The organism is Mycolicibacterium sphagni, assembly GCF_002250655.1.
In the GTDB taxonomy this organism is placed as follows: Bacteria; Actinomycetota; Actinomycetes; order Mycobacteriales; family Mycobacteriaceae; genus Mycobacterium; species Mycobacterium sphagni.
Map to the genome: position 1 here is coordinate 49,928 of NZ_NOZR01000007.1, position 25,601 is coordinate 75,528.

23 protein-coding genes are annotated in these 25,601 nt (G+C 65.0%); 13 read left to right on the top strand and 10 right to left on the bottom strand.

What is annotated here, in order from left to right:
• Positions 1 to 154: 154 nt before the first annotated feature.
• Complete coding sequence (locus tag CG716_RS10250; RefSeq protein ID WP_094479087.1) at positions 155 to 1,003, bottom strand: hypothetical protein; 849 nt, start codon at positions 1,001 to 1,003, stop codon at positions 155 to 157.
• Between the two features lie 216 nt (positions 1,004 to 1,219).
• Here CG716_RS10250 and CG716_RS29865 point away from each other — a divergent pair, with 216 nt between their 5' ends.
• Positions 1,220 to 1,438 carry a hypothetical protein gene (locus CG716_RS29865; RefSeq protein ID WP_133066912.1) on the top strand — a complete coding sequence of 73 codons (219 nt, stop codon included), beginning with the start codon at positions 1,220 to 1,222 and terminating at the stop codon, positions 1,436 to 1,438.
• Between the two features lie 256 nt (positions 1,439 to 1,694).
• On the opposite strand, the gene CG716_RS30505 is transcribed toward CG716_RS29865, so the two are convergent.
• Entirely contained in the window at positions 1,695 to 2,729 is a 1,035-nt protein-coding gene (locus CG716_RS30505) for an MAP_0585 family protein (RefSeq protein ID WP_207760632.1), read from the bottom strand.
• Positions 2,730 to 2,744: 15 nt separating this feature from the next.
• A complete protein-coding gene (locus tag CG716_RS10260; RefSeq protein ID WP_094479089.1) occupies positions 2,745 to 3,221 on the bottom strand; it encodes a lipoprotein LpqH in 477 nt (158 codons plus the stop codon).
• A 175-nt stretch (positions 3,222 to 3,396) separates the two neighbouring features.
• Between CG716_RS10260 and CG716_RS10265 the strand changes: the two genes are divergently transcribed.
• Positions 3,397 to 6,693: an error-prone DNA polymerase gene (locus tag CG716_RS10265; protein ID WP_094479091.1), complete on the top strand. Its 3,297-nt coding sequence runs from the start codon at positions 3,397 to 3,399 to the stop codon at positions 6,691 to 6,693.
• A gap of 44 nt (positions 6,694 to 6,737) precedes the next feature.
• Here the strand turns inward: CG716_RS10265 and CG716_RS10270 are convergent, their stop codons facing one another.
• Entirely contained in the window at positions 6,738 to 7,148 is a 411-nt protein-coding gene (locus CG716_RS10270; RefSeq protein WP_094479093.1) for a TIGR03667 family PPOX class F420-dependent oxidoreductase, read from the bottom strand.
• Positions 7,149 to 7,171: 23 nt separating this feature from the next.
• Here CG716_RS10270 and CG716_RS10275 point away from each other — a divergent pair, with 23 nt between their 5' ends.
• Positions 7,172 to 7,813, top strand: coding sequence for a nitroreductase family protein (locus CG716_RS10275; protein ID WP_094479095.1), 642 nt, complete (start codon positions 7,172 to 7,174; stop codon positions 7,811 to 7,813).
• Between the two features lie 31 nt (positions 7,814 to 7,844).
• On the opposite strand, the gene CG716_RS10280 is transcribed toward CG716_RS10275, so the two are convergent.
• Positions 7,845 to 8,309, bottom strand: coding sequence for a tRNA (cytidine(34)-2'-O)-methyltransferase (locus CG716_RS10280; protein WP_094479097.1), 465 nt, complete (start codon positions 8,307 to 8,309; stop codon positions 7,845 to 7,847).
• 198 nt (positions 8,310 to 8,507) lie between these two features.
• On the opposite strand from CG716_RS10280, the gene CG716_RS10285 reads away from it, so the two are divergent.
• Genes CG716_RS10285 through CG716_RS10305 form a run of 5 tightly spaced genes read left to right on the top strand, consistent with a single transcriptional unit; the run spans position 8,508 to position 13,005 of the window.
• The gene (locus tag CG716_RS10285) at positions 8,508 to 11,123 is read left to right on the top strand and encodes a sensor histidine kinase (protein ID WP_094479414.1); all 2,616 of its coding nucleotides are present in this window, start codon (positions 8,508 to 8,510) and stop codon (positions 11,121 to 11,123) included.
• Positions 11,120 to 11,533, top strand: a complete 414-nt coding sequence (locus CG716_RS10290; RefSeq protein WP_094479099.1) for a roadblock/LC7 domain-containing protein — start codon at positions 11,120 to 11,122, stop codon at positions 11,531 to 11,533. The genes CG716_RS10285 and CG716_RS10290 overlap by 4 nt, the downstream gene beginning before the upstream one ends.
• Positions 11,530 to 11,886 (top strand): DUF742 domain-containing protein, encoded by a 357-nt coding sequence (locus tag CG716_RS10295; RefSeq protein WP_094479101.1) that lies wholly within the window; start codon positions 11,530 to 11,532, stop codon positions 11,884 to 11,886. The genes CG716_RS10290 and CG716_RS10295 overlap by 4 nt, the downstream gene beginning before the upstream one ends.
• Complete coding sequence (locus CG716_RS10300; protein ID WP_094479103.1) at positions 11,867 to 12,448, top strand: GTP-binding protein; 582 nt, start codon at positions 11,867 to 11,869, stop codon at positions 12,446 to 12,448. Before CG716_RS10295 ends, CG716_RS10300 begins: the two co-directional genes overlap by 20 nt.
• 8 nt (positions 12,449 to 12,456) lie before the next feature.
• Positions 12,457 to 13,005 carry a pentapeptide repeat-containing protein gene (locus tag CG716_RS10305; protein WP_094479105.1) on the top strand — a complete coding sequence of 183 codons (549 nt, stop codon included), beginning with the start codon at positions 12,457 to 12,459 and terminating at the stop codon, positions 13,003 to 13,005.
• A 150-nt stretch (positions 13,006 to 13,155) separates the two neighbouring features.
• Here CG716_RS10305 and CG716_RS10310 read toward each other — a convergent pair whose 3' ends face one another.
• Together CG716_RS10310 and CG716_RS10315 are read right to left on the bottom strand one after the other, a co-directional pair.
• On the bottom strand, positions 13,156 to 14,325 hold the full coding sequence (locus CG716_RS10310; protein ID WP_133066913.1) for a hypothetical protein: 1,170 nt from the start codon (positions 14,323 to 14,325) through the stop codon (positions 13,156 to 13,158).
• 721 nt (positions 14,326 to 15,046) lie between these two features.
• Positions 15,047 to 15,745 carry a TetR/AcrR family transcriptional regulator gene (locus CG716_RS10315; protein ID WP_094479109.1) on the bottom strand — a complete coding sequence of 233 codons (699 nt, stop codon included), beginning with the start codon at positions 15,743 to 15,745 and terminating at the stop codon, positions 15,047 to 15,049.
• 236 nt (positions 15,746 to 15,981) lie between these two features.
• On the opposite strand from CG716_RS10315, the gene CG716_RS10320 reads away from it, so the two are divergent.
• The 4 genes from CG716_RS10320 to CG716_RS10335 all read left to right on the top strand — a co-directional run bounded on the left by CG716_RS10320 (position 15,982) and on the right by CG716_RS10335 (position 20,172).
• On the top strand, positions 15,982 to 16,407 hold the full coding sequence (locus CG716_RS10320) for an MmpS family transport accessory protein (protein WP_094479111.1): 426 nt from the start codon (positions 15,982 to 15,984) through the stop codon (positions 16,405 to 16,407).
• On the top strand, positions 16,404 to 19,310 hold the full coding sequence (locus CG716_RS10325; protein ID WP_094479113.1) for an MMPL/RND family transporter: 2,907 nt from the start codon (positions 16,404 to 16,406) through the stop codon (positions 19,308 to 19,310). Before CG716_RS10320 ends, CG716_RS10325 begins: the two co-directional genes overlap by 4 nt.
• 71 nt (positions 19,311 to 19,381) lie before the next feature.
• Positions 19,382 to 19,681, top strand: coding sequence for a DUF732 domain-containing protein (locus CG716_RS10330; RefSeq protein WP_234817804.1), 300 nt, complete (start codon positions 19,382 to 19,384; stop codon positions 19,679 to 19,681).
• An 8-nt stretch (positions 19,682 to 19,689) separates the two neighbouring features.
• Positions 19,690 to 20,172, top strand: coding sequence for a DUF5078 domain-containing protein (locus CG716_RS10335; RefSeq protein WP_094479117.1), 483 nt, complete (start codon positions 19,690 to 19,692; stop codon positions 20,170 to 20,172).
• 15 nt (positions 20,173 to 20,187) lie between these two features.
• Here the strand turns inward: CG716_RS10335 and CG716_RS10340 are convergent, their stop codons facing one another.
• Entirely contained in the window at positions 20,188 to 20,646 is a 459-nt protein-coding gene (locus CG716_RS10340) for an MPT63 family protein (RefSeq protein ID WP_094479119.1), read from the bottom strand.
• 233 nt (positions 20,647 to 20,879) lie between these two features.
• Here CG716_RS10340 and CG716_RS10345 point away from each other — a divergent pair, with 233 nt between their 5' ends.
• Positions 20,880 to 21,584 carry a response regulator transcription factor gene (locus tag CG716_RS10345; protein ID WP_165774101.1) on the top strand — a complete coding sequence of 235 codons (705 nt, stop codon included), beginning with the start codon at positions 20,880 to 20,882 and terminating at the stop codon, positions 21,582 to 21,584.
• A gap of 146 nt (positions 21,585 to 21,730) precedes the next feature.
• Here the strand turns inward: CG716_RS10345 and CG716_RS10350 are convergent, their stop codons facing one another.
• Positions 21,731 to 24,337 carry an FHA domain-containing protein gene (locus CG716_RS10350; protein ID WP_094479123.1) on the bottom strand — a complete coding sequence of 869 codons (2,607 nt, stop codon included), beginning with the start codon at positions 24,335 to 24,337 and terminating at the stop codon, positions 21,731 to 21,733.
• Positions 24,338 to 24,368: 31 nt separating this feature from the next.
• Positions 24,369 to 25,568 (bottom strand): NADH:flavin oxidoreductase, encoded by a 1,200-nt coding sequence (locus CG716_RS10355; RefSeq protein ID WP_094479125.1) that lies wholly within the window; start codon positions 25,566 to 25,568, stop codon positions 24,369 to 24,371.
• Between the last annotated feature and the right edge of the window lie 33 nt (positions 25,569 to 25,601).

Below are 25,601 nucleotides of genomic sequence, written 5' to 3' on the forward strand. Positions count from 1 at the left end.
GGGACTCCGCTGCGAACGCTCATCCAGCCAACCGCGCCGTATTTACCGTTCTGCCCCACTGTCAGCAGAGTCAAAATTGCTGGCCCGTGAAATGACTGACGCGCACGCGGGAAGGCCCGTGTGCGCGTCAGTACCTCATCGGCTGTGTGGCGGCCTAACTGCGCTTGCTGTGCCCGGTTCCTGTTCCGCTGGTACTCGCCTTGGCGGAGGCTTTTCGAGAACTTCCGGCGGTGCTCGACGATGTGGATCCGGACCGAGCGGAGGACGCCGCGGGCACCTTCAACGTGACCGTCGTTGACGACGCCTTCGGAGTCAGTACCGCTGCGCTCTGTGTCTTGCCGGGCTGAAGAACGTTGGACAGCCAGCCGGGCAATGGCGGATCGATGGCCTTGGCCAGCAGGTTGCGGATGATGATCGGAACCGCGATCGGACCGTTGTTGCCGAACAGCCCGTATTGGCTGTTGAGCACTTCGTCCAAGAACACCGCAGGTGCGTCGAGTAGCCCGATCAGCGGGTTGGACGCGGAGCTGATCGACTCGACTGCCAGGTTGACGGCACGAGCTGGTGTCTCCAGTTGGCTGAGGATGATCCCTGGCAGCACTCCGGATATCAGAGAAACAGTGTCCACCACGTTGTCCACGTGATTAGTGATTTCGCCAGGGATCTCGGCGCCTTTGCCGGTTAACAGCTGGCCGAGGTAAATCAGCTGGTTGAGGACGAGCTGCGTGGCAATTGGAGCGAACGGAATGGTCGGGAAGGGCAAGGGGTAGGTGCTGTCGTCCCCGATGTACGTACTGCCGAGGTCGATGACCGCCGTGACGGTGCCGGTAATCAAGGAAGACCAGGCACCAGTGAGCTGAACTGTCTGATCAGAGATGTGCGCTGCCGAGATACTCGGCGAATGCAATTCGGGTGGTGCGACCGCGAGAGGTGTCAGGGCCAGTGCGCTGGCTGTGGTCAGTGCGGCCAGGGTCGATAGAGGGCGGCGGGCAGCGTGTTCCATAAGGACTTTCTCCACTCATCGGGTCGGGGTCGACGCGGGCTTTGTCGGCTTCAATTCCATGCTCGGAATCCATCGAATACTAGCTATACCGGAGCATCCAGCCATCTCCTAGATATTTGCCATAAATGACAATCAATTGGCAGCGCAGGGCCAGTGTCGTGCTATCGAGTCGCGCTAGCTGCCGAGATTGGCAGCGATTGTCACTACGGCCGTCAGATGGGCCGCGATTTCGCCGGGAATCTGGTTCCCCTGGCCGCCGAACAGTTGCGCCAGGTAGACGAATTGGTTCGACACGGCTGCGTGCCGATCGGCGCGAGCGGAATGGTCGGATCGGTGAGCGGGAAGGTGCTATCGGCACCGAGGAACAATCCGCCGAGTTGGACCACGCTCGTGACCGTGTCGGTGAGCCAGTCGGGCCAGGAGTCGGCGAGGTGAACCGCCTGGTCACAGACCGGCAGGCGCGTGCAGCTGAGGAGGTGCGATCGAAACAGGCGACAGAGCCAGCGCGGCGGCGGTGGTCAGTGTGGCTGCGGCGAGCAGCGGACGACGGGCGTGTTCCTCAGGGCAGCTTTACAGGCTGCGCCGAGCTGTTGGCGAGTTTTGCCACTTCTGGACATGCTTCCGTGGCCCCTACCGCACAATTCCGGCGCCGGGAAATCCCCGGCGCCGGAATGTTGTCATGCGGTACCCGTCAGAACAACGGAATCCAGACGCCGAAGAACCAGAAGCCCCAACCGCCGGCTACGGGGTTGAAGATCGGAGTGGCGACGTAGCCGTTGTAGTTGAACGGACCGAAATCTGCTCGAGCCGCGGCGATATCGCGCTGCTGCGGAGCGTCATAGTGACGGTTCCAGCCGCCAGGGGGCGGCGGGCCGTTCCATCCGCCGGCCGGCGGCGGACCGTCCCAGTTCGGCGGCGGCCCGCCGGGAGCCGGGCCGTCATTCCAGCCCAGCGCGTGCTCGGGCGGCGGCGGCGGGGCCCCGTTGTCGGGAGTGCTGAAGCCGTGCGGCGCGTCAATGGGGCCGCCGACTTGGGCATTGCCCCGGTCGAAGTGTCCACTCGGAGCCCAGGGCTGGTGGGGTGGTTGCGGGGGCGGGCCTCCGTTGGGACCACCGTGTTGGTCGTCAGGACCGCCCGGCGGGTTGCCGTGTTGATCGTTGGGACCGCCTGGCGGGTTGCCGTGTTGGTCGTTGGGACCGCCTGGCTGGTTGCCGTGTTGGTCGTTGGGGCCGCCTGGCTGGTTGACGTGTTGGTCGTTGGGGCCGCCGGGTTGATTGTTCTGTCCCCCAGGTCCATTGCCCTGCTGGTTATTGGGACCGCCTGGCTGGTTGCCCTGCTGGTTGTTGGGACCGCCCTGTGGGTTCTGCGGCGGATTCCCTTGCGGACCTTGGTGTGAATTGTCCTGGTCGTTCTGGGGCGGGTTGCCCTGCTGAGGCTGCGGCGAATTGTTCTGGTCAGGCTGGTGGGGGTTGTTCTGTTGCGGCGCAGGAGCGCTCGACTGCGGTGCCTGCTGTCCGCCGTTCTGCGGGCCACTGTTCTGCGGGCCACTGTTCTGCGGACCCTGCCCGGGGCCGCCCTGCTGGCCGCCGCCAGGGCCAGGTTGGCAGCTGGCCTGGTTGGGTTGGTCGCACGGCGCCGCGGCCGCTGATCCCACTCCGGTCAACGCTGTTGCTATGCCGATACCGACGGCAACCGCCGTCGCTCCGGTCGTTCGTTTCAGGTACATGTTTGGCTTCTTCCTCTAAGGGCAGGTGACGCGGAGTTCGAATGACTTACTGACGGGCTGTTGCGGATTGGCGGTGTCCACACCGGTTGCAGTACCCGTGATGTCGTACGTCTTGCCGTTGAGAGTCGCTTGGACGTTGCCTTGACCGGTCGCGGCATCCGAGTAGCCGAACATCACGCCGTTGACGTTGCCCAGTCCGACGGAATGCACGATTGGTGGATTGGCGGTGGTGACGATCGCACCGACGCCAGTTGTGGCATCGCCGACGGCGATGGTGATGTTGTCGCCGGATGTGGTGCAGCTGACCGCACCGTTGACGCTTTGATTTTGCCCGTCGACGACGACCGCGGTGGCGGTGTTGACGGCGGCGGCACCGGTCGTGGACGTCGATGACGCCGACGAGTTGCTACCGGATGTGCCGCTCGAACAACCAGCAATGGCCAGAGCCACTACTGAGCCAGCGACAAAAAGCCCACTGGCCTGGTGGCGCATGTTGAGGTGCACCGGAACTCCTCTCTTCGGGACGCGGGTGCGCGTCCGCCCCGTTGTTCGCTACCCCAACGACCACGCGGCTACACGCGACGCGGCGTTTACATACCGGACACACAGGTGGCCGTGACCAGATTGAGGCTCGCATTCGCACATATGTTCGATTACCCTGATCGGGGTGAGCTGGTTCAACGGGCCGCCGAGCTGGTCGGAGATGGAGCGGGTGCTCAACGGCAAGCCTCGCCGGCCAGGCCTGTCGCTGGGGGAGTCGCACACTGACGGCGGAGACAGCCCGGCCTGGTCGCGCCATCGGGAACCTTACGAGCCGCCCGGTGAACGTCCGGTGCGTTCGGCCGTGCCCTACGCCGAACTACATGCGCATTCGGCCTACAGCTTTCTCGACGGCGCCAGCACACCGGAGGAGCTCGTCGAGGAGGCGGCGCGGCTGGACTTACGGGCCATCGCGCTGACCGACCACGACGGCCTCTACGGCGTGGTGCGATTCGCCGAGGCGGCCAAGGAACTCGACATGCGCACTGTGTTCGGTGCCGAACTGTCCCTGAGTAACACCGCTCGCACCGAGCTGCCCGACCCGCCCGGTCCGCACCTGCTGGTGCTGGCCCGCGGGCCGGAGGGTTACCGTCGGCTGTCTCGCCAGCTGTCCGCCGCGCACCTGGCTGGTGGCGAGAAGGGCAAGCCCCGCTACGACTACAACTCGCTTACCGAGGCCGCCGGCGGACATTGGCACATCCTGACCGGGTGCCGAAAAGGTCATGTCCGGCAAGCTCTTTCGGAGGGCGGCCCGCAGGCGGCCGCTGCGGCCCTGGCTGACCTGGTGGACCGCTTCGGCCGCGATCGGGTCAGCATCGAACTCAGTTGCCATGGTGATCCGCTCGACGACGAACGCAATGCCGCGCTTGCCGCGCTGGCTCCCCGGTTCGGAGTGGGTGTCGTGGCCACCACCGCAGCTCATTTCGCCGAGCCCAGTCGCGGCCGGCTGGCCATGGCCATGGGGGCGATCCGGGCACGCCAGTCACTGGACGAAGCGGCGGGCTGGCTGGCACCGCTGGGCGGCTCGCATCTGCGCTCGGGTGACGAGATGGCCCGGCTGTTCGCCCGCTATCCCGAAGCTGTCAGTGCCGCGGCCGATCTCGGTGAGCAGTGCGCCTTCGGACTGGCGCTGATCGCGCCGCAGCTGCCACCGTACCCAGATGTCCCCTCCGGTGAAACCGAGGACAGCTGGCTGCGGGAGCTGGTGATGGTCGGCGCCGCCCGGCGCTATGGGCCGCGGGCCGGGGCGCCGGAGGCCTACGCCCAGATCGAGCGCGAGCTCGACATCATCGCCGCGTTGAAGTTCCCGGGGTATTTCCTGGTGGTCCACGACATCACCCGGTTCTGCCGAGAGAACGACATCCTCTGTCAGGGAAGGGGATCGGCGGCCAACTCCGCGGTCTGCTACGCATTGGGAGTCACCGCCGTCGACCCGATCGCCAACGAATTGCTCTTCGAGCGCTTCCTGTCCCCGGCCCGCGACGGGCCGCCGGATATCGATATCGACATCGAATCGGACCTTCGGGAGAAGGCCATCCAGTATGTCTACGACCGCTATGGGCGCGACTACGCCGCGCAGGTCGCGAATGTCATCACCTATCGGGGCAAAAGCGCGGTACGCGATATGGCTCGCGCACTCGGCTTCTCCCAAGGGCAGCAGGATGCCTGGAGCAAGCAGATCAGCCACTGGCACTCCGGGGCCGATTCACCGGACGTCGAGGGCATCCCGGGACCGGTCGTCGAGTTGGCGACGCAGATCAAGAATCTGCCGCGGCACATGGGCATCCACTCCGGGGGCATGGTGATCTGCGACCGCCCGATCGCCGACGTGTGCCCGGTGGAGTGGGCCCGTATGGAGAACCGCAGCGTCCTGCAGTGGGACAAAGATGACTGTGCGGCAATCGGTTTGGTGAAATTCGATATGCTCGGCCTCGGCATGCTCTCGGCGCTGCACTATGTCATCGATCTGGTCGCCGAGCACAAGGGCATCGAGGTCGACCTGGCCCGCCTGGACCTCGCCGAACCGGCGGTCTACGAAATGTTGCAGAAGGCCGACTCCGTCGGGGTGTTCCAGGTGGAGTCGCGCGCCCAGATGGCCACCCTGCCGCGGCTCAAGCCGCGGGTGTTCTACGACTTGGTGGTCGAGGTGGCGCTGATCCGCCCCGGACCGATCCAGGGCGGCTCGGTGCATCCCTATATCAAGCGCCGCAACGGCCTGGAGCCCGTTACCTACGACCATCCGTCGATGGAGCCCGCGCTGCGAAAGACGTTGGGGGTGCCGCTGTTCCAGGAACAGCTCATGCAGCTGGCGGTGGACTGCGCGGGCTTCTCGGCTGCCGAAGCCGACCAGCTGCGCCGGGCTATGGGGTCCAAGCGCTCCACCGAGAAGATGCGGCGGCTGCGGGATCGGTTCTATGCAGGGATGGCCCAGCGACACGGCATCACCGGCGAGATCGCCGAACGGATCTATGAAAAGTTGGAGGCCTTTGCTAATTTCGGTTTCCCGGAGAGTCATTCGCTGAGTTTCGCTTCGCTTGTGTACTACTCCTCATGGTTCAAGCTGCACCATCCGGCAGCGTTCTGCGCCGCACTGCTACGCGCCCAGCCGATGGGTTTCTACTCGCCGCAGTCGCTGGTCGCTGACGCACGAAGGCATGGGGTCGTGGTGCACGGGCCCGATGTCAACGCCAGCCTGGCGCATCCCACGCTGGAGAACTCCGGTCTGGATGTGCGGCTGGGGCTGGGGGCCGTGCGCCATATCGGTGGCGAGCTCGCCCAGCGCATCGTCGATGCGCGTGACGCCGGCGGCCCGTATACCTCACTTATGGATTTGACTGGGCGGGTGCAGCTTTCGGTACCGCAGACCGAAGCGTTGGCCACCGCCGGTGCGCTGGGCTGCTTTTCGGTGACCCGCCGCGAGGGGCTGTGGGCGGCCGGCGCGGCGGCGACCCAGCGCCCGGACCGGTTACCCGGCGTCGGCTCGTCGTCGCAGGTGCCGTCCTTGCCCGGTATGACCGAGGTGGAATTGGCTGCTGCCGACGTGTGGGCCACCGGCGTCTCGCCGGACAGCTATCCGACCCAGTTCCTTCGGGAAGACCTCGACACGATGGGGGTGCTGCCAGCCGACCGTCTGTTGGATGTGCCCGACGGGAGCCGGGTGCTGATCGCCGGCGCGGTGACGCATCGGCAGCGTCCCGCCACCGCGCAGGGTGTGACGTTCATGAACATCGAGGACGAGACCGGCATGGTCAACGTGCTGTGCACCCCCGGAGTGTGGGCCCGGCATCGCAAGCTGGCCCAGACCGCCTCGGCGTTGCTGATCCGCGGGCAGGTGCAAAACGCCACCGGGGCGGTGACGGTGGTGGCCGAGCGGATGGGCCGCATCACCTTGAAGGTGGGTTCCCGCTCGCGCGACTTCAGGTGAGCGAAGCGAAGCGGAAAATTGGGTCTGAGCCGGTGAAAAAAGTCCTACTCCGTCGGCGTCGTCCACACCTTGTCGAGGCTGATCCGCAGCCGCAGGTTGTAGCCGGCCATCGCCTCGGTCAGGCCGAATTGTGCGGCGGCATCCGCATATTTCGCCCAGTAGGGAGCGTCATCGCGCGGATCGGCAGCCTCACTGTCGACTGTCGCGGGACCGCCGACGACGATGATGCCGCCGCCGTTGCCATCAGAATCGAGATTCAGGCTGACACGCGGATGCGACCGGATGTGACGCACCTTGGCCGAGTTCGGTTCGGTGTAGACCACGACGTCGCTTCCGTCGAAGAAGAACCACACCAACTTGGGTACCGGCTGGCCGGATTTGGCGACCGTGGTCAGCCAGCCGTAGTGGTCACCGGTGAGCCGATCGAGCACCTCTTGACTCAGTTCAATTGCCATAGGCCCGAATGTAGTCTCAGCTCATGACACTGCCTCTGAGCGTTGATGAACTCCTGACCTCGACCCGATCGGTGCGCAAGCGGCTCGACTTCGACCGACCGGTGCCGCGCGATGTGCTCATGGAGTGTCTGGACCTTGCCCTGCAGGCGCCCACCGGATCCAATGCCCAGGGCTGGCAGTGGGTCTTCGTGGAGGACGCCGCCAAGAAGAAGGCGCTGGCCGACATCTACCGGGCCAATGCCACCCCGTACCTGGATCTGCCTGCGCCCGTGCGTGGCGACATGCGCGACCAGCAGATCGATGCCGTGATGAGCTCGGCCAAGTACCTCAACGAGAACCTCGAGAAAGCCCCGGTGTTCCTCATCCCGGTCTTGGAGGGCCGCCCGGATGGCGCCCCCGGCGGTCTGCAGGCCTCCTACTGGGGATCGCTGCTGCCCGCAGTGTGGAGTTTCATGCTCGCTCTGCGCTCTCGCGGTCTGGGATCGGCGTACACCACGCTGCACCTAATCGGCGAGGGGGAGAAGCAAGCCGCCGAGATCCTCGGCATTCCGTTCGACAAATACGCACAGGGTGGGCTGTGGCCGATCGCCTATACCAAGGGCACCGACTTCAAGCCCGCCAAGCGCCTGCCCGCCGAGCAGCTCACCCACTGGGACACCTGGTGACCCTGCCTATCCCCGGGAAGCTGCGCGCCGGCTAAACGGCTCCGGTAAAACCCTGCTGCCGCCACGCCTCGTACGCGACCACCGCGGCGGCGTTCGACAGATTCAATGACCGCCGCCCCGGCAGCATCGGGATGCGCACCCGGTCGGTGATGTGCGGGTCGGCCAGCGTCGCATCGTCCAAGCCGGTCGGCTCCGGCCCGAACAGCAACACATCGCCCGGCTGATAGGCGATATCGGCGAATGACCGCTGCGCATGCGCGGTGAAGGCGAACACCCGTGCGCCGGCCACCGCCGCCCATGCCTGCTCGAGGCTGGCGTGCACCGTCACCGAGGCCAGGTCGTGATAATCGAGTCCGGCTCGGCGCAGCTTAGGTTCGGACAGGTCGAAACCCAACGGCTCGACCAGATGCAATTCGCATCCGGTCGCCGCCACCATGCGGATTGCATTGCCCGTGTTGGGCGCGATACGCGGCGAATTGAACATCACCCGGAACATCGATTGATGATCTCAGTTGTGCCGCAGCGCAATTTGCTCGACACCCTTTTGGGGCAAATGCCCCGGTCCGCCCGGTATCTCTCTGTTCAGTAACGACTCTGGAGATGCTGGGCAATGGCTGTCATAATCGACGAATTGCCAGGGGTTATGCGCAGCTCCGTTGTCGCCAACACGGGCAGCGATGACCAGGAAGTCCGGATGAATCAGAGTCAACAGCCGATCACCGTGTCGCCGAAGCGGCCGTCGCGGTGGTCGCTGCGCAACTGGCCGGTGCGGGGCAAAGTGTTTGCGATCGTGGCCATTCCGCTCGTCCTGGCCCTCGCCTTCGGTGGCGCCCGTATTTGGGATGAGGTCAATTCGGCGCGAGATCTGCAGGTCGCCGCCGATCGCGTCCAGATCATCCCGGCGATCGAAAGTTATGTCAGCGCGGTTGAAGGGGTGCTGCTGGCTTACTCCTCTGGCGGGGACACCCAGTCGGCGGCAAACACATTCGACAAGAGCAAGGCCACCCTGCAGAACAAGCTCAACTCCACCGCTGTCGCTGCCGACGTCCGGGCCGGCGTCACCAATCTGCTGACCGGCGGTCAGCAGCTCGTCGGAGCGGTGTCGGCAAACACCATCGGGCTGCGCGACCGGATCACCACCTACGCGCCGATCCTGCTGACGGCCGAAGACGCGATCGACGGTTCGGTGCGCCTCGACGACGAGAAGCTGCGTGCTCAAGCCCAGGGCCTGAGCCGCGCGGTCGGTGCCCGTGGTCAGATGCTGATGCAGCAGCTGCTGGTCGATCAGGGTGGCGATCTTGCCGAGCCGGAGCTGCGCACGTCGATGATGACCCTGGCCGGCACCGAGCCGTCGACGTTGTTCGGCATGAGCCAGGTGCTCGGCGTGGGCTCGCAGGACGCCAAGACGCTGCAGAGCGAGATGGTCCGGCGAATGGGCATCATGTCCGACCCGGACGCCGTATTGGTCGGCAATCCCGACCTGCGCCAGTCACTGCAGGCCACCGACACCATCGCCGGCCAAGTCGTCAAGACCACCACTGCGCAGGTCACCGCCGCGGTTGAGCGGCTGGCCAGCGACCGGCGTCAGGCGGTGATCCGTGACTCCCTGCTGGTGCTGGCGGCGTTCGCCGTCGCCCTGGTCGTCGTGTACGTGGTGGCGCGATCCCTGGTCAGGCCGCTGCGTACCCTGCGCGACGGTGCGCTGCGCGTCGCGCACACCGACCTCGAACAGGGCATTGCCCGAGTCCGGGCCGGCGACGAACGTGAGCCCGAGCCGCTGCCGGTCCACACCACCGAGGAAATCGGCCAGGTCGCTCACGCGGTCGACGAGCTGCACACCCAGGCCCTGCTGCTGGCCGGTGATGAGGCACGGCTGCGGCTGATGATCAACGAGATGTTCGAAACGATGTCCCGGCGCAACCGCTCGCTGGTCGACCAGCAGCTCGCGCTCATCGACCGGCTGGAGAAGAGCGAAGAGGACCCCGAGCGGCTCGACAACCTCTTCCGGCTCGACCACCTCGCCACCCGGATGCGTCGCATCGGGTCGAACCTGCTGGTACTCGCCGGCGCGCAGGTATCCCGTGACCACCGTGAGTCGCTGCCGTTGGCCAGCGCGGTCAACGCCGCGGTCTCCGAGGTCGAGGACTACAAGCGGGTCGAGGTCGGTGAGGTGCTGGATTCGGCGCTGATCGGCCGGATCTCGGCTGACGCGGTGCACATGATGGCCGAGTTGATCGACAACGCGCTGCGCTATTCACCGCCGATCTCGCCGGTGCGGGTCAGCGCCGAGCACACCAGCAACGCCGGCGTGCTCGTCGAGGTGCATGACGACGGCATCGGCATGACCGACAGCGATCTGCGTATCGCCAACATGCGGCTGCACGCCGGTGGCGAGGTCAGCCAGGACAACACCCGGCATATGGGACTGTTCGTGGTCGGCCGCCTGGCCCACATGCACGGGATGTCCGTGCGGCTGCGCAACGCCGTCGAGGGTGACCCGTCGTCGGGGACCACCGCCGAGCTCTACATCCCGCCGAAACTGCTCGAGCACGGCACACCGATCGGTACTGACGCACGGCGCTACGACGCGCCCACGGCAGCCCCGGCCAACGAGGACGACCTGTACGCCGCGCCGATCCCCATCCCGGTCGACAACCCGTCGGGAACCGTTCTGCCACAGCGTTCCCCGGGTTCCAGCGGCATCACCGGAGCGCCACTCCAACAGCCCGAGGCCGAACCGCAGCCCTCGCCGTGGTTCGCCCGCGCCCAGGCCGAGGAGCCCGCCCGGGCGAACGAGCATCCGTCGGACACCGCGGCGTTTTTCATGTCCCGCACCCGCGCCGGGCAGGCGCGCGAGGAGCACATCGATATCAGCGATATGGACGTGCTCGCCGCCGACCTGTCCGCACCCGAAGTTGAGGACACCGACACCGATTACATCTACCAGAAGATGCTGTCGGAGATCATGGTCGATCCGCACACCATCGCCTTGCCGCAGGACTGGAAGTCGGTGTGGGACAACGGCTGGGAGGTCGCTGCGGACGTGGATGACGTCCCGGTGCAGACGCATACCGAACACGGCTTGCCGGTTCGCGACCCCGGTGCCCGGCTGGTGCCCGGCGCGGCCGAGCCGGTCGCATTCGCAGCCAGCGGGACCACGGATACCGACACCGTCCAGCAGCCGCTGGACCTTCCGTTGCGTGATCCCGACGCGGTCCGGGCCTCCTTCAGCAGCCACTTCGGCGGCGTGCGGGCCGCGCGCTCCGAACTTCAGAACGGATCCGCAGAGAACGGACACGACGACCAATGACCAATCCGCCACGGCAGCCGAACAATTCGCTGGACTGGTTGGTGTCCAACTTCACCCGCGACGTCCCCGGCGCCTCCCACGCGGTGCTGGTATCTGTCGACGGCCTGCTCATCGCGGCCAGTGAGCATCTGCCGCGTGAGCGTGCCGAGCAACTGGCCGCGGTAACCTCGGGGCTGGCGAGCCTGGCCGCCGGGGCGGCGCAGCTCTTCGAGGCCGGCCAGGTCCTCCAATCAGTGGTCGAGATGGCCGGCGGTTACCTGTTGGTGATGCGGGTGGGCGACGGTTCGCAACTGGCAACATTGGCCGCGCCCAACTGTGATATCGGCCAAATCGGTTACGAGATGGCGGTTTTGGTAGAGCGAGTGGGCAACGTCGTCTCCTCATCCCGGCGCGCCCCGCAACCTTCGTGACCAGCAACGGCGAGGCGGACCTGGTTCGCCCGTACACGCTCACCGCGGGCCGCACCGACACAGAAGTCGAACTTCCGGTCGAGGCGCCGATCCAGGCGTTGCCGCCGGCGGGGCGGAGCCACTGGCCGTCGGGAGATATGCGCGGACGGATATGCTCGCTGTGCACCGACAGCCCGTCGGTGGCCGAGATCTCCGCGTTGTTGGATCTTCCGCTCGGCGTCGCGCGCGTCCTTGTCGGCGACCTTGTGACGGCGGGCTATCTTCGGGTACAGACAACGTTGACTGACGGCTCGACACCGGACGAGCGCCGTGACCTGATCGGAAGGACTCTTCGTGGCTTACGAGCCCTCTGAGGGGCGGGCATCCGCCTCGACGAAGATCGTCGTCGCGGGTGGGTTTGGGGCCGGCAAGACAACATTCGTCGGAGCGGTATCGGAGATCATGCCGCTGCGTACCGAGGCGATGGTCACCGACGCCTCGACCGCGGTTGACGTGCTGGAGGCCACTCCGGGTAAGTCGACGACGACGGTGGCGATGGACTTCGGCCGCATCACTCTCGACCGCGACCTGGTGCTCTACCTTTTCGGCACCCCGGGGCAGCGCCGGTTCTGGTTCATGTGGGACGACCTGGTACGCGGCGCGATAGGGGCGATCATCCTGGTCGACGTACGCAGGCTGCAGGACAGCTTCGCCGCGGTGGATTTCTTCGAGCACCGAAAGATGCCGTTCCTGATCGCCGTCAACGAATTCGACGGAGCACCAAGGTATCCCACCGACGAGGTGCGCCGTGCGCTGACATTGCCGGAGACCACACCGGTGATCACGCTCGACGCCAGGGACCGCAAGTCGGCCACCGATGCGCTGATCGCGATCAGCGAATATGCGCTGACCAGCCTGGCGCCCAGCCAGCCCTAGACGAGCGCGTGCAGCACTGGACCGACCGCGAGTTCACCGGTCACGACTTCCGCGACGAGGATCTTTCCGGTCTGCGGACCGAACAAGTGGTGTTCACCGAGTGTGATTTCGGCGGTGCCAACCTCTCGGAGTCGGTCCATCAGGGGTCAGCGTTTCGTAACTGCCGGTTCTTGCGGACCACGTTGTGGCACAGCACCTTCCGCAACTGCAGCATGCTGGGATCGACATTCGAGAACTGCCGCCTTCGCCCGATGCTCTGCGACGAGGTCGATTTCACGCTCGCGGTCCTGGGCGGTGCGGACCTGCGCGGAGTGGACCTGTCCGGGTGCCGGCTGCGTGAAACCGGTTTGGTTCAGGCCGATTTGCGTAAGGCAGTGCTGCGCGGGGCCGATCTGACCGGCGCGCGCACCAATGGGCTGCGCCTGGAGCAGGCCGATCTCCGCGGTGCGCGCATCGACCCGACACTGTGGACGACGGCCGCGTGCCGTGGTGCTCGTATCGACATCGAGCAGGCGCTGGCGTTCGCCGCCGCACACGGCCTCGACGTCAGCGGCTAACTACTTCCAGACCAGCGGGTCGAAGTACATTGCGGGGTAGGCGCGTCAGCGCCACGAGGCGCTCAGTAGACATCAGAAGCGAAAAGCAAGTGCCCCTCCTTTTCGGAAAAAGGAGGGGCACCCGTCAGTGCTGGATTTACTCCGCGGGATTTAGTCGGCTGAAGACTTCGCGGCCGACCTCTTAGACCCGGCAACACCGTGGCTCGCTCCGGACTTGGCCGAGCTGCTCGTGGAGTGGCCGGTGGTGGATTTCCCGTTGGTGGAAGAGACCTTGCCGCCAACGGTACTTCCGTTGCTGGCACCGCTCTCGACGGCGGCTGCCGGCTCCTGCACCGACGCGGCGCGCAGCGCCGATGCCGAAGTCGCGGCCGGCGGCGGAACGGGCGGGGTCGATCCGGTCTGCGACAGTGCGTTGGCAATACCGTGAACGACGGCCTGGATCTCGCCGCGGATGCTCGGAATGATCGACGTGGGCGTGACCTGCACGCCGGCACCGACGGTCAGGTTGAGGAACGTGCCCGGGATGCCGGTTGGTCCGAAGAATCCGTCCACGGCGGCGTTCCAGGCTTGCTCCACACTTCCGTGGGAGATGCCGGCCACCACGTTCTGGGCGACGGTGATGAAGGCGCCGGCCAAGGTCGACGCCTGTCCGAGAGTGCCCTTGACCACCAGGTCTACGAGTGCCGGAATCGCCTGGGACAACGCGTTACTGCGAGCGAGCGTGTCACTAACCAGGTATTTGACGTTGGCGAGCGCCACTTGGCCGGCTTCGACGAACGGAGTCACGATCGCGCTCTGCAACGTGGCGACAGCTCCGGAAATATCACCGGCCACTGCCTGCTGCGCTGCCGTCACGAACGCCCCCGGCAGGTTCCACACGGCCTCGCTGCCGATCAACGCGATGGTCGTCACGGCGTTCATCGTGCTCTCCAGAGTCAGCGCCCCGTTCAGGCCGAGCATGGTGAGGAACGGCGCGTGGTCGTTGACCACCTGGGGAATCAGACCGACCGAATTGAAGTTCAAGACGGTCTTCGCGAGGCCGACACCGGTGGCGTCAGTGAGGCCACCGAGGGCGGTATAGCCGGCGGTCGTGTTGTCCGCGCTGAATATCCACTGATTGAAGCTGTTGAACGTGCCGATGAGCTCCGATAGCGGGCTGTCGAAGCCAGCCAATGCGACCTGCGCGACCTGCGCGGCCGAGGGCAACTGCACAGCAGGCAGGGCCTGATGGGCCTGCGTTACCGGCGTCATCGCGATGGCACCGGCGCCAACGACGGCGGCAGTCCCTGCAATGAGGTGTGAACGTACGGAAATTTGCATCTCAATCTCTCCCCGGAGTGGGCTGAACACTGACAGCGCAGGAAGATACCTGAGACAAACCTGAGTGAACATGAATATTGACGGGTTTGCGCAAAATTCGTTTCGACGTCGTCGTAAATGTTCCCTAGAGTGAACCTCTAGTAAATCCAAACAGCTCGTTTTACATGCGAAAAATACCCGCTCGGGACCATTCTGGCTAATTTTGATGTCTTCGCCATCGACACAAGTTTCGATAGCAGTGGCGCGTTGCCGGCGTGGAGCAAACCCCCGCCTTTCTCAGATAAATAGACCGGCATTCTCAGGCGGAGCCTCAAGCCATGGGCTTTCAGCTGGGTTAGCGGCCGATTCAACGACCCACCTCGGCAGGTGACAGGTTTCCAACGCAAATAATTAGCCTAACTCAGCAAACAAAAAGAAGTCTTCAGCCAAGAACTCGCTAACCGGGTCGGCTATAAGCAGCAACCTTCGGTACCGAAGTTATGCGTCGGATCGAGGGTGGGGGGAGTGCCGTTTCGGGTAGCGGTGAGACGCATTTTGGGTAGCGGTCGAGCGCCATTGTCATTCGCGCGATTCCGGGGGCTGATGACTGATGCCGATTCCGCGAACTGCATTAGTGCCCCGCAGCGATTAGGCATTTTTTGGCGGCCGGGTGATGGGCCGCGCGGTACGGGTGCAGCGATATTGTCGATGCCGGCGTTCGTCGCCGCACACGGCCTCGACGTCAGCGGTGAGTAGCTGCGGTTGGACCCCGGCTCGCGGGTGTGCCCGCCGGCTCCCATGTGTGCATTGCCCTATCGAGGTCGGCCTCGCTGAGTGCCTCGACAGGCAATCGTTCTTGCTCCGGGCGTTGGCGCATCCCCTCGATGATTAGCGCGACATAGCGGCGCCAGAGATCGGGGTCGATGTCGCCGGCGAACTCGCCCACCGTTCCGGCGAGCAGGCCGATGATCGGCATGTCCGCAGACGCGAGTTCTGGACGCAGATGACCGTCGGCCTGAGCCCGTTCGACAAGTCTGGTGAGTGTCGGAACGAGACGCTCCTGAGCGGCGTTGACCCGGTTACCCGCATAGCACTTGCTGAACGCGATCTCCCGCATGCCCCGGTCGGTCGCGGTGATCTGACACATCTGCTCCACGAACCACACGAACCCCTGCCACGAATCATCATGACGCAGAGCAAATTCCGCGAGTGTCGTCAGCTGGTCCAGGCCGTCCTCGAAGATCGCCTCCAGCAGCTCTTCTTTGGTGGCGAAGCGCCGGTACACGGTGCCGACTCCCACACCCGCGTGGTGAGCGACCTCGTTGAGGTTGGGCTCCAGGCCCTTCTGTGCGAACAGGTCGCGGGCCGCGTCGATGATGCGCTGCCGATTTCGCTGCGCATCCTTGCGCAGCGGGCGATCCGTTGTCGAGTGGGCTCTCACCCAAACGAGTGTAACGACCAACACAATTAAGCGGATTGACTCTATCCGTTTTTGACGCTAACTTTCTCGGGAGTACTGGTCAGTACTGCGCTTGCCGTCCGGGCCGCGTTCGTTGTCCATGCTGAAAGGCCGGAGACCATGAAATCTGTTGGCGGTAGATCGCGCGCGACCGCCGTTGCGCCGCAACGTCAACCGTTGATCGAGGGGTCAGAGCCCGGCCATTCGGGGTCATCGCGATGACGCGAATTCTCGGACGAGTGTGGATACCGGTGCTTGTGGTCGTCGTTGTCGCGGTCGGAGTGGCGGCGGTGAAGAACGCCCGCGGGGTGTTCGGCTCGAACCCGGTTGTCGTGACACCGATAACGTCGGACAGCGCCGAGGATTTCGATCCGAAGGTGGTGACCTACGAGGTCTTCGGTTCGGGTGGTACGGCAATGGTCAACTACCTGGACCTGAAAGGGATACCCCAGCGGACCGGGAGTGTGACGCTGCCCTGGTCGCTGACGCTCAGCACGACCGATCCATCGGCCTCGCCCAACATCCTGGCCCAGGGCGACGGGAACGCAATCGGATGCCGGATCACCGTCGATGACGTGGTCAAAGAGGAGAGGACCGCTACCGGAATGAATGCCGCGACCTTTTGCCTGGTGAAGTCGGCGTGAGCACAGAAGTCGACGTCACGCCGACCGACGCCGTCCGTGCTTCCCGGCATCGGGCCCGCCCGGGCATCCCTCGATTCATCCGCGTGTTCGCGGTGCCGATCATCCTGGGGTGGATCGCGCTGATCGTCGTGCTGACCACCGTGGTGCCCACGCTCGAGGACGTCGGCAAGCTGCGGGCGGTCTCGATGAGTCCCAACGATGCGCCGTCGCTGATCGCGACCAAGCGGGTCGGCCAGGTGTTCAAGGAATATGACACCAGCAGTTCGGTGATGGTGGTCCTCGAAGGTGAGCAGCCGTTGGGCGCCCAAGCTCACGAGTTCTACGACAAGATCGTTCGAGACCTTCGCGCCGACACCAAGCATGTCCAGCATGTCCAAGACTTCTGGGGCGATTCTTTCACGGCCGCGGCCGCTCAGAGTGCCGACAACAAGGCCGCGTACGTCCAGGTGTATATCGCGGGGGACCAGGGCGAAACGCTGGCCAATGAGTCAGTGGAGGCCGTCCGGAAGATTGCCGCGGAAACCCCTGCCCCACAAGGGGTCACGGCCTACGTCACCGGGCCCGCTGCTACCACCACGGACCAGAACATCGTCGGCGACAAGAGCATGCAGCTGATCGAGCTTGTCACCTTCGGCGTCATCACCATCATGCTGTTGATTGTCTACCGGTCGATCGTCACCACGCTGATCGTTCTGGCGATGGTCGTACTCGGACTGTCTGGCGCCCGGGGAGCCGTTGCGTTCCTGGGCTACCACAACATTTTCGGGTTGACGACATTCGCCACCAATATGGTCGTCACGTTGGCCATTGCCGCGGCAACGGACTACGCGATCTTCCTGATCGGCAGATACCAGGAGGCGCGTCGATCTGGCGAAGATCGAGAATCCGCGTACTACACCATGTTCCACGGAACTGCCCATGTCGTGCTGGCCTCGGGCCTGACCATCGCCGGCGCGACCTTGTGCCTGCATTTCACTCGGTTGCCGTACTTCCAAACCATGGGGATCCCACTCGCGTCAGGCATGCTGGTCGTGGTTGCCGCAGCGCTGACTCTGGGTCCGGCGGTGATCACGGTGTGCAGCCGCTTCGGCCGTGTCTTGGAGCCCAAAGGCGTTGGGAAGCAGAAGCTGTGGCACCGGGTCGGAACTGCCACCGTCCGCTGGCCCGGAGCCATTCTGGTGTGCGCCGTGGCGGCGTCGCTGGTGGGACTTCTCACGCTGCCCGGCTACCACACCACATACAACGATCGAATTTACCTGCCCGACACTGTGTCGGCCAATGTCGGGTACACGGCGGCGGAACGGCACTTCTCCCGCGCCAAGATGAATCCCGACCTACTCATGGTCGAGGCCGACCACGATTTGCGCAATCCGGCCGACTTTCTCGTCATCGACAAGATCGCCAAGGCGCTGGCCCGGGTGCACGGGATCGCCCAGGTGCAGACCATCACCCGGCCCGAGGGTAAGCCGATCGAACACTCCACGGTTCCTTACTCGTTGAGCCAGAACGGTACTGGCCAACTGATGAACAACGATTACCAGCAGACCGTCATCGGCAATATTCTCAAACAGGCTGACGAGATGCAGGTCACCATCGATTCGATGACCAAGATGCAGGGCATCACCCAGCAACTTTCCGAGGTCACCCGAAGCATGTCGGCAAAGATGGATGTCACGTCGACCGACATCGCCACGGTGCGTGACCACCTCGCCGATTTCGACGATCAGTTCCGGCCGATACGCAACTATTTCTACTGGGAGCCACACTGTTTCGACATCCCGATGTGCTGGTCGCTGCGGTCGGTCTTCGATTCTCTCGACGGCATCTCGACGATGTCGGACGACTTCCAAGACATCGTGCCCGACATCCGGCGCATGTCTGATCTGACGGGGCAGATGGTCGCGGTGATGCCGCCGATGATTCAGACGATGAAGAACCAGAAGCAGTTCATGCTCAATCAGTATCAGGCCCAGAAGGCGCAGCAGGATCAGAACATGGCGCAACTGGAGAACGCGACAGCGATGGGCCAGGCATTCGATGCGGCCAAGAACGACGACTCGTTCTATCTGCCGCCGGAGGCGTTCGACAACGCTGATTTCAAGCGAGGTATCAAGCTGTTCCTGTCTCCTGACGGGCATGCGGTCCGCTTCACCATCATCCATCAGGGCGATCCGCTGACCGAGGAAGGTACCTCCCGTATCGAGCCGCTGAAGATCGCCGCCGCCGACGCGATCAAGGGAACGCCGCTGGAGGGTTCCCGCATCTACCTGGGTGGCAGCGCGGCTATGTACAGCGATATGCAGCAGGGCGCCGACTACGACCTCCTCATCGCAGCGGTCGCCGCGCTGATCCTGATCTTCGTCATCATGGTGATCCTCACCAGAGCAGTGGTCGCCGCGGCAGTCATCGTCGGCACGGTAGTGCTCAGCCTGGCCGCATCTTTCGGCTTGTCGGTGCTGCTGTGGCAACACGTCGTCGGACTGCCGCTGCACTGGATGGTGCTGCCGATGTCGGTGATTGTTCTCCTGGCAGTCGGCGCTGACTACAACCTTCTGCTGGTGTCGCGAATGAAGGAAGAAATTCACGCCGGCCTGAACACCGGGATCATCCGAGCGATGGTGGGGACCGGTTCGGTGGTCACCGCCGCGGGTCTGGTGTTCGCCTTCACTATGGCCTCGATGGCGGTGAGCAGCCTGGTGATCATCGGACAGGTCGGCACAACCATCGGGCTGGGCCTGCTGTTCGACACCGTAGTGGTCCGGTCGCTGATGACGCCCTCGATAGCGGCCTTGCTCGGACGCTGGTTCTGGTGGCCGCAGCGCGTCCGCCAGCGTCCCCGCCCCCAGTCGTGGCCGACGCAGGAGATCGCTTATGAGCCCGAGTCCGAGGAGGCGCTGATATGAGGATCGGTGCCGTGCGGCGAGGGAGATCGGCTGCGACCAAGATCATCGCGGGAGCCGTATTCGCCACGCTGATGGTCGCGCCATCGGCAGTCGCCCATGCCGACCCCGACACCGATTTCGCGAATCAGCTGCACACCGTTGGCGTCTACGGGCCGAAGGACTACAACGCCTGGATCGCGAAGATCGCGTGTGAGCGACTCGACCGCGGCGTCGATCACAACGCCTACGACTCCGCGCAGTTCGTCTCGAGGCAGCTATCGAAAAATGCCACAACAGCGCAGGCTTGGCAGTTCCTTGCCCTGGCCTATCCGCTGTACTGCCCCGATAAGCAGGGCCTGTTGCAGCAGGTCGCCGAAACGAGCGAACAGTGAGATACGCCATGCAAGAACGACTTCGGGGTCTGACGTGGACCGGTGCGATCGTCGTTGCCATGGTCGTGGGCGTGGCAGTGCTCCCAGGAAAGGCCGTGGCAGATGCCAGCGATGACTACCCGATTCCCAAGCGGATCATCGATACCGCCTGCACTGTCGACCAATACATGGCCGCGGCACGCGACACGTCGCCGATCTACTACCAGCGGTACATGATCGACTACAACAACCGCCCCGCTGACGTTGAGGACGCAGCACGCGATCGCATCTACTGGTTCTTCTCCCTGGATGCCAGCGGTCGCCGACAGTATTCCGAAGACACTGCGACCAACGTCTACTACGAGCAGATGGCCACTCACTGGGGCAATTGGGCGAAGTTGTTCTTCAACAACAAGGGTGTCGTCGCAAAGGCCACCGATGTCTGTCCGGACTACCCGCAGGTCGATCCCACCGTGTGGAACTGGGGACCCAACCAGCGCGCAGGGAGCTGAACTTTCGTTCGCCAGTTACTTCCAGACCAGCAGGTCCGTGACCCCGTTGTTGTAGACCACCTGGGTGGGCGCCGGACCGGTCACATCGAAGTACAGCTTGCCCCAGGATGTGTCGCCCTGCTGGAGCGTGGCGCCACTGATCCCCGCCGGTGTGGCCGCCTGCCAGAGCACCGGGTAGTTGGCGCCGCTCGCGGCGCGCGCGTTGAAGTCCGGGATGATCGGCGTGACGCTGCCCTTGGCCGCGCGCACCTTGGCCGTCGCTTCCCACAGCTTGCCCGCCAGGGGATAGCCGGGGATGGTGTCACTGCTGGGCTTCAGATCGCTGATCTTCCAGATCGTGATCACCTGGCCGCCGTTATCGACAAGATGGTTCCAGCCGCCGAACTTGTCCACGCCCGCATCAGCCGCTGCAGGCGGGGCCAACACGATCGAAAGGCTTACCGCTGCGGCCAGCGCCGCCGTCCTCATCGTCATGCGCCGCACGCTATGGACGTCGGATGAACGGAAATCAACGCCGACGCGAATTTCAGCTGCGCGACACCTCAACGGGAGCTGGCCTGCGGTCAGCGCGCCGAACATCGGGCTCACATATTCGCTACAGGCCACGCACAGGTCGGACACACACAGGCGAGACAAGCTCGCGCGGTGGGTCCAGTTCACGATCGGGGACGACGTTGACGGCCGTGGCTGGCAACCGGCCGGCAGCTCTGTGCCGCAACGACGGCGGACCGATTCGCGCGTTGGTCGTCGACGACGAACCGGTACTGGCAGAGATGGTTTCGATGACGCTGCGCTTTGAGGGGTGGCGGGTCGCCACTGCGTCGAACGGCGCAGAGGCGATCAAGTTCGCGCGGCACAGTCCGCCCGACATTGTCGTGCTGAGCGTCACGCTGCCTGACATCGGTGGCCTGGAAGTCCTGGAGCGTCTGCGAGACAACCAGCCTGGTCTGCCGCTGCTGCTTCTGACCGCCAAGGACTCCCAGGAGGACCGCATCGCGGCCCTGAGCGCTGGTGGGGACGACTTCGTCACCAAGCCGTTCAGCCTCGAGGAACTCGTCCTGCGTCTGCGGGCACTACTGCGCCGTACCGGTGTAGGCGTCGCCGATGGCACCACCCGAGTGGTGGTTGGAGATCTCGTGCTCGACGAAGCCACCCACGAGGTGATCCGCGGCGAGCAAGCGATCAACCTGACCGCCACCGAGTTCGAGGTGCTGCGATTCCTCATGCACAACGCTCGCCGAGTGGTCAGCAAGAGCCAGATACTCCAACGGGTCTGGGATTACGACTTCGGCGGCCGATCGAACGTCGTCGAACTCTATATCTCGTATCTGCGCAAGAAGATTGACCGCGGTCGCGAGCCGATGATCCACACGCTGCGCGGCTCGGGCTACCTCATCAAACCTGCCCGGTGAGCTCGCCGGGCGAGGAGACCTCCGTCCACTAGCCATTGGCTATCCCCCCGGGTGGACGGAGGTCCCCCCGCCCGGTGCAGCTCCTCGTCACGCGCTGTCTGATTGCGCGGCTCCTCAGGTGGGCTCGTGCCTCGCCCGCGTCGTCGTCACGCGCTGTTAAGGCGGATCTTCCAGCGCACCAGGCTCAGATAGCCGACGCAGAGGGCCCCGAGCATGCCCATGTCGAACCACCATGCCGACGCGGTGTGATGCCAGTGCGCGTCCTTGGGGGTCAACGGGCCGGGCACCAGCGTGATCAGGTCGATCGTCGAGGCCGACGCCGCGAAGCCCCAGCGGGCCGGAGTGATCCACGACAACTGGTCGAGCACCATGCGGCCGGTCACCGGGATCATGCCGCCGGAGAACACGAGCTGGCTCATGACGGCGACCACCAGCAGCGGCATGATCTGCTCGTTGGATTTGGCCAGTGCCGACAGGGCCAGGCCCACCATCGCGGCGGTGACCGTCGTCGCCGCCATCACCACGAACAGCTCCAGCGTCGGGCTCAGAAAGGTCAGTGAACCCTGCGTCGGGCCGCCCTTGCCCGCGACGGTGATCGCGGTGACGATCGTGGACTGCACGATCGCGAACACCGCATAGATGCAGACCTTCGCCAGCAGGTAGGCCGTCGTCGACAACCCGACCGCCTGTTCTCGGCGGAAGATCGGCCGCTCGCCGATCAGATCGCGCACCGTCAACGCGGTACCCATGAAGATCGCTCCGACGTTGAGCAGCACCAGGATCTGGCCGGGCTCGTTAGGGGCATCGCCCATTGGATCGGGCTTCCCGAAACCGACGGTGCCCGGCACCGAGAGCGACAGCACACCCATGATGAACGGCAGCAATGCCAGGAAGACGAAATACCCGCGGTCGGAGATGATGAGCCGCATCTGCCGGCGGGCAATCGTCGAGAACTGGCGCAACAGGCTGGTGTGCGTCGGTTCGCCCATGTTCGACGGCGCCTCGAGCGGCGGCGGTGGGGGAGCCGGCCCGGTCTGCGACAGGTAGCGCTGATGGGCAGCATCGGGGTCGCCTGCGACAGTGCTGAAAATGTCGGCCCAGTTCGTCGTGCCCATCGCTGCGCCGATCTGGTTGGGTGGCCCGCAGAACGCGGTCTTGCCGCCGGGAGCCAGCAGCAGCACCTGATCGCAGACGTCGAGGTAGGTCAGTGAGTGGGTCACCACCAGCACCACGCGGCCGGCGTCGGCCAGCTGGCGCAGCATCGTCATGACCTGGCGGTCCAGCGCCGGGTCCAGACCGGAGGTCGGCTCGTCGAGGATCAGCAGCGACGGACCGGTCAGCAGTTCGAGTGCCACCGACGCGCGTTTGCGCTGCCCGCCCGACAGCTTGTCCACCCTCGTGTTCGCGTGCTGGGTCATCTCGAGCTCGGCGAGCACCTGGGCGACAACCTGCTGACGGTCTTCCTTGGTGGTGTCCGGTGGCAGGCGTAGTTCGGCGGCGTACATCAGGGCTTGGTTGACCGTCAGCTGACCGTGCACCACATCGTCCTGCGGCACCATGCCGATCCGGGACCGCAGCGAGGCGTACTCGGCGTGGATGTTGTGACCCTCGAAAGTCACTGTGCCACTTGTCGGGTGGGTGTAGCCGGCGACCAGCCGCGCGAACGTGGACTTGCCGGCGCCGGACGGGCCGATCACCGCGGTCAGCGTTCCCGGGCGGGCCGTCAGCGAGATGTTGTCCAGCAGGGTCTTGTTGTTCTCGATCGTCCACGTCACGGCGCGCACATCCAGACCGCCGGTGGCGGTGGCGGCTTCGGTCTCGGTGCGCCGGGCGAGCGTGCCGCCGGCGAACACCAGGTCGATGTTGCCGATCGTGACGGTGTCGCCGTCGTTCAGCATCGCGGTGTCGACCCGCGTGCCGTTGACGAACGTGCCGTTGATGCTGCGGTTGTCGACGATCTCCGTGCCGCCCGGGGTCGGGATCAGCGTGGCGTGGTGCCGCGAGGCCAGCACGTCGGGGATGACGATGTCGTTGTCGGTCGCGCGACCGATCTTGATCCCGCCGGGCGGCACCTCGCTGGGTGCACCCGGGCGCAGGATCTTCAGCATCGACGTCGCGAGATTCGACGATCCGGCGGCGGGCTTGCCGACTGCCTGGCGGAGCTGAGTGGGCGCAGTGGCCGGCGGGGGCGCCGACGGTCCGGCGACGGTCGGCGGGTGCGTCGGATATGTCGGTTGCGGAGGAGAACCGCCGGTCGGGTACCCCGGCGACTGCTGATGAGCCGGGTGCGGTTGCGACGGCTGTTGTTGCGACGGCGGCGGCTGCCACGATCCGGCGGTCGCCGGACCCCGGGTCGGCGCGGCCGGCCACGAGGGCGACGACAGCGGGGCGGCAAGGCGCACCGAAGAGGTCTGCGGCGGGCGTCCCACCGAACCCTGGGCGCGGCCCAGCCCGAAGCTGATCGGAGGCCCGTCCGGATTGCCGACGTTGACGGTCATGCCGTCGGAAATGTCGACGGACGGCATCCGGCGGCCATTGACGAACATGCCGTTGAGTGAGCCGTTGTCGATGGCCATCCACCGACCGTGGTCGAAGCGCAACACCAGGTGGGCGCGAGAGATCAAGGGATGGGCGATACGCACGTCGGCACGCAGGTCACGCCCGACGACGACGTCATGCCCTGCGGCGAAGGTGCGCTCCGACCCGTCGTACCGAACGGTCAGCACAGGCGCGGCTGGTCGAGTCATCGACACCAACTCTATCGGTATCGACGCCGTCGGCTCGTCAGGACGGACCGCCCGTCACCACACAGAGTGTCCGCGAGTAGATCGTCGGCATGCACTTGTTGCAGTGCGTACACAGCGATCGCACCGAATGCGCGTCGCCGTCGGCCTGGATGCGATTGAGCAGATCAGGCTCGGCCAGCAGGGCGCGGCCCATGGCCACGAATTCGAAACCTTCGGCCATCGCCCGGTCCATGGACTCGCGGTTGGTGATACCGCCGAGCAGGATCAGCGGCATCGACAGCTCCTTGCGGAACTGCTGGGCGTCGCGCAGCAGGTAGGTGTCACGGTAGGGGTATTCGCGCATGAATTTCTTGCCGGTCAAGCGCATGCCCCAGTTCATCGGCCATTTCTGCGCGGCGGCGAACTCCTTGACCGGGGCGTCGCCTCGGAACAGGTACATCGGGTTGAGCAGTGAGCTGCCCGCGGTGAGCTCGATCGCATCGAGGCCGCCGTCTTCCTCCAGCCACTTCGCGGTCTGCAGCGACTCCTCGATGTTGATGGAGCCGCGAACCCCGTCGGCCATGTTCAGCTTCGCGGTCACCGCGATCGGGGCCGGGCCGAGGCGCTCGACCTCGCGGCGCACGGCCATCACGATGCCGCGGGCCACTTTCGCCCGGTTCTCCAACGAGCCGCCGAATTCGTCGGTGCGGCGGTTGATCATCGGCGACAGGAAGGAACTCGCCAGGTAGTTGTGCCCGAGATGGATTTCGACCGAGTCGAATCCGGAGTCGATGGCGAACCGCGCTGCCGACGCGTGCGCGGCGATGACGTCGTTGATGTCGTCACGACTGGCGTGCTTGGCGAACTTCATTCCCAGCGGGTTGAAGAACCGGACGGGCGCCAGCGCCTGCGCCTTGTTCGAGCGGGCATTGGCCACCGGGCCGGCGTGGCCGATCTGCGCGCTGATCGCCGCGCCCTCGGCGTGCACGGCATCGGCGAGCCGCTGCAGCCCGGGCACCGCCTCCGGACGCATCCAGATCTGTCCGCCGTTGGTGCGTCCGCCCTTGCTGACCGCGGTATAGGCGACCGTCGTCATGCCGATTCCGCCGGCGGCGATGGCGCGGTGAAACGCGATCAGGTCGTCGGAAACGACGTCATCGGGCGTGCGCGCCTCGAAAGTGGCCGACTTGATGGTGCGGTTGCGCAGGGTGATGGGGCCGAGTTTGGCGGGGCTGAACACATCTGGCGAACCGTTCATAACCGCAGCTGACCACGCCGAACTCCATGCTGT

Excerpts from the sequence above, each read along its gene's own strand:
- CG716_RS10250 (WP_094479087.1), bottom strand. The coding sequence starts at position 1,003 with ATGGAACACGCTGCCCGCCGCCCTCTATCGACCCTGGCCGCACTGACC.
- CG716_RS29865 (WP_133066912.1), top strand. The coding sequence starts at position 1,220 with ATGGGCCGCGATTTCGCCGGGAATCTGGTTCCCCTGGCCGCCGAACAG.
- CG716_RS30505 (WP_207760632.1), bottom strand. The coding sequence starts at position 2,729 with ATGTACCTGAAACGAACGACCGGAGCGACGGCGGTTGCCGTCGGTATC.
- CG716_RS10260 (WP_094479089.1), bottom strand. The coding sequence starts at position 3,221 with ATGCGCCACCAGGCCAGTGGGCTTTTTGTCGCTGGCTCAGTAGTGGCT.
- CG716_RS10270 (WP_094479093.1), bottom strand. The coding sequence starts at position 7,148 with ATGGCAATTGAACTGAGTCAAGAGGTGCTCGATCGGCTCACCGGTGAC.
- CG716_RS10275 (WP_094479095.1), top strand. The coding sequence starts at position 7,172 with ATGACACTGCCTCTGAGCGTTGATGAACTCCTGACCTCGACCCGATCG.
- CG716_RS10280 (WP_094479097.1), bottom strand. The coding sequence starts at position 8,309 with ATGTTCCGGGTGATGTTCAATTCGCCGCGTATCGCGCCCAACACGGGC.
- CG716_RS10285 (WP_094479414.1), top strand. The coding sequence starts at position 8,508 with ATGAATCAGAGTCAACAGCCGATCACCGTGTCGCCGAAGCGGCCGTCG.
- CG716_RS10290 (WP_094479099.1), top strand. The coding sequence starts at position 11,120 with ATGACCAATCCGCCACGGCAGCCGAACAATTCGCTGGACTGGTTGGTG.
- CG716_RS10310 (WP_133066913.1), bottom strand. The coding sequence starts at position 14,325 with ATGCAAATTTCCGTACGTTCACACCTCATTGCAGGGACTGCCGCCGTC.
- CG716_RS10320 (WP_094479111.1), top strand. The coding sequence starts at position 15,982 with ATGACGCGAATTCTCGGACGAGTGTGGATACCGGTGCTTGTGGTCGTC.
- CG716_RS10330 (WP_234817804.1), top strand. The coding sequence starts at position 19,382 with ATGGTCGCGCCATCGGCAGTCGCCCATGCCGACCCCGACACCGATTTC.
- CG716_RS10335 (WP_094479117.1), top strand. The coding sequence starts at position 19,690 with ATGCAAGAACGACTTCGGGGTCTGACGTGGACCGGTGCGATCGTCGTT.
- CG716_RS10340 (WP_094479119.1), bottom strand. The coding sequence starts at position 20,646 with ATGACGATGAGGACGGCGGCGCTGGCCGCAGCGGTAAGCCTTTCGATC.
- CG716_RS10355 (WP_094479125.1), bottom strand. The coding sequence starts at position 25,568 with ATGAACGGTTCGCCAGATGTGTTCAGCCCCGCCAAACTCGGCCCCATC.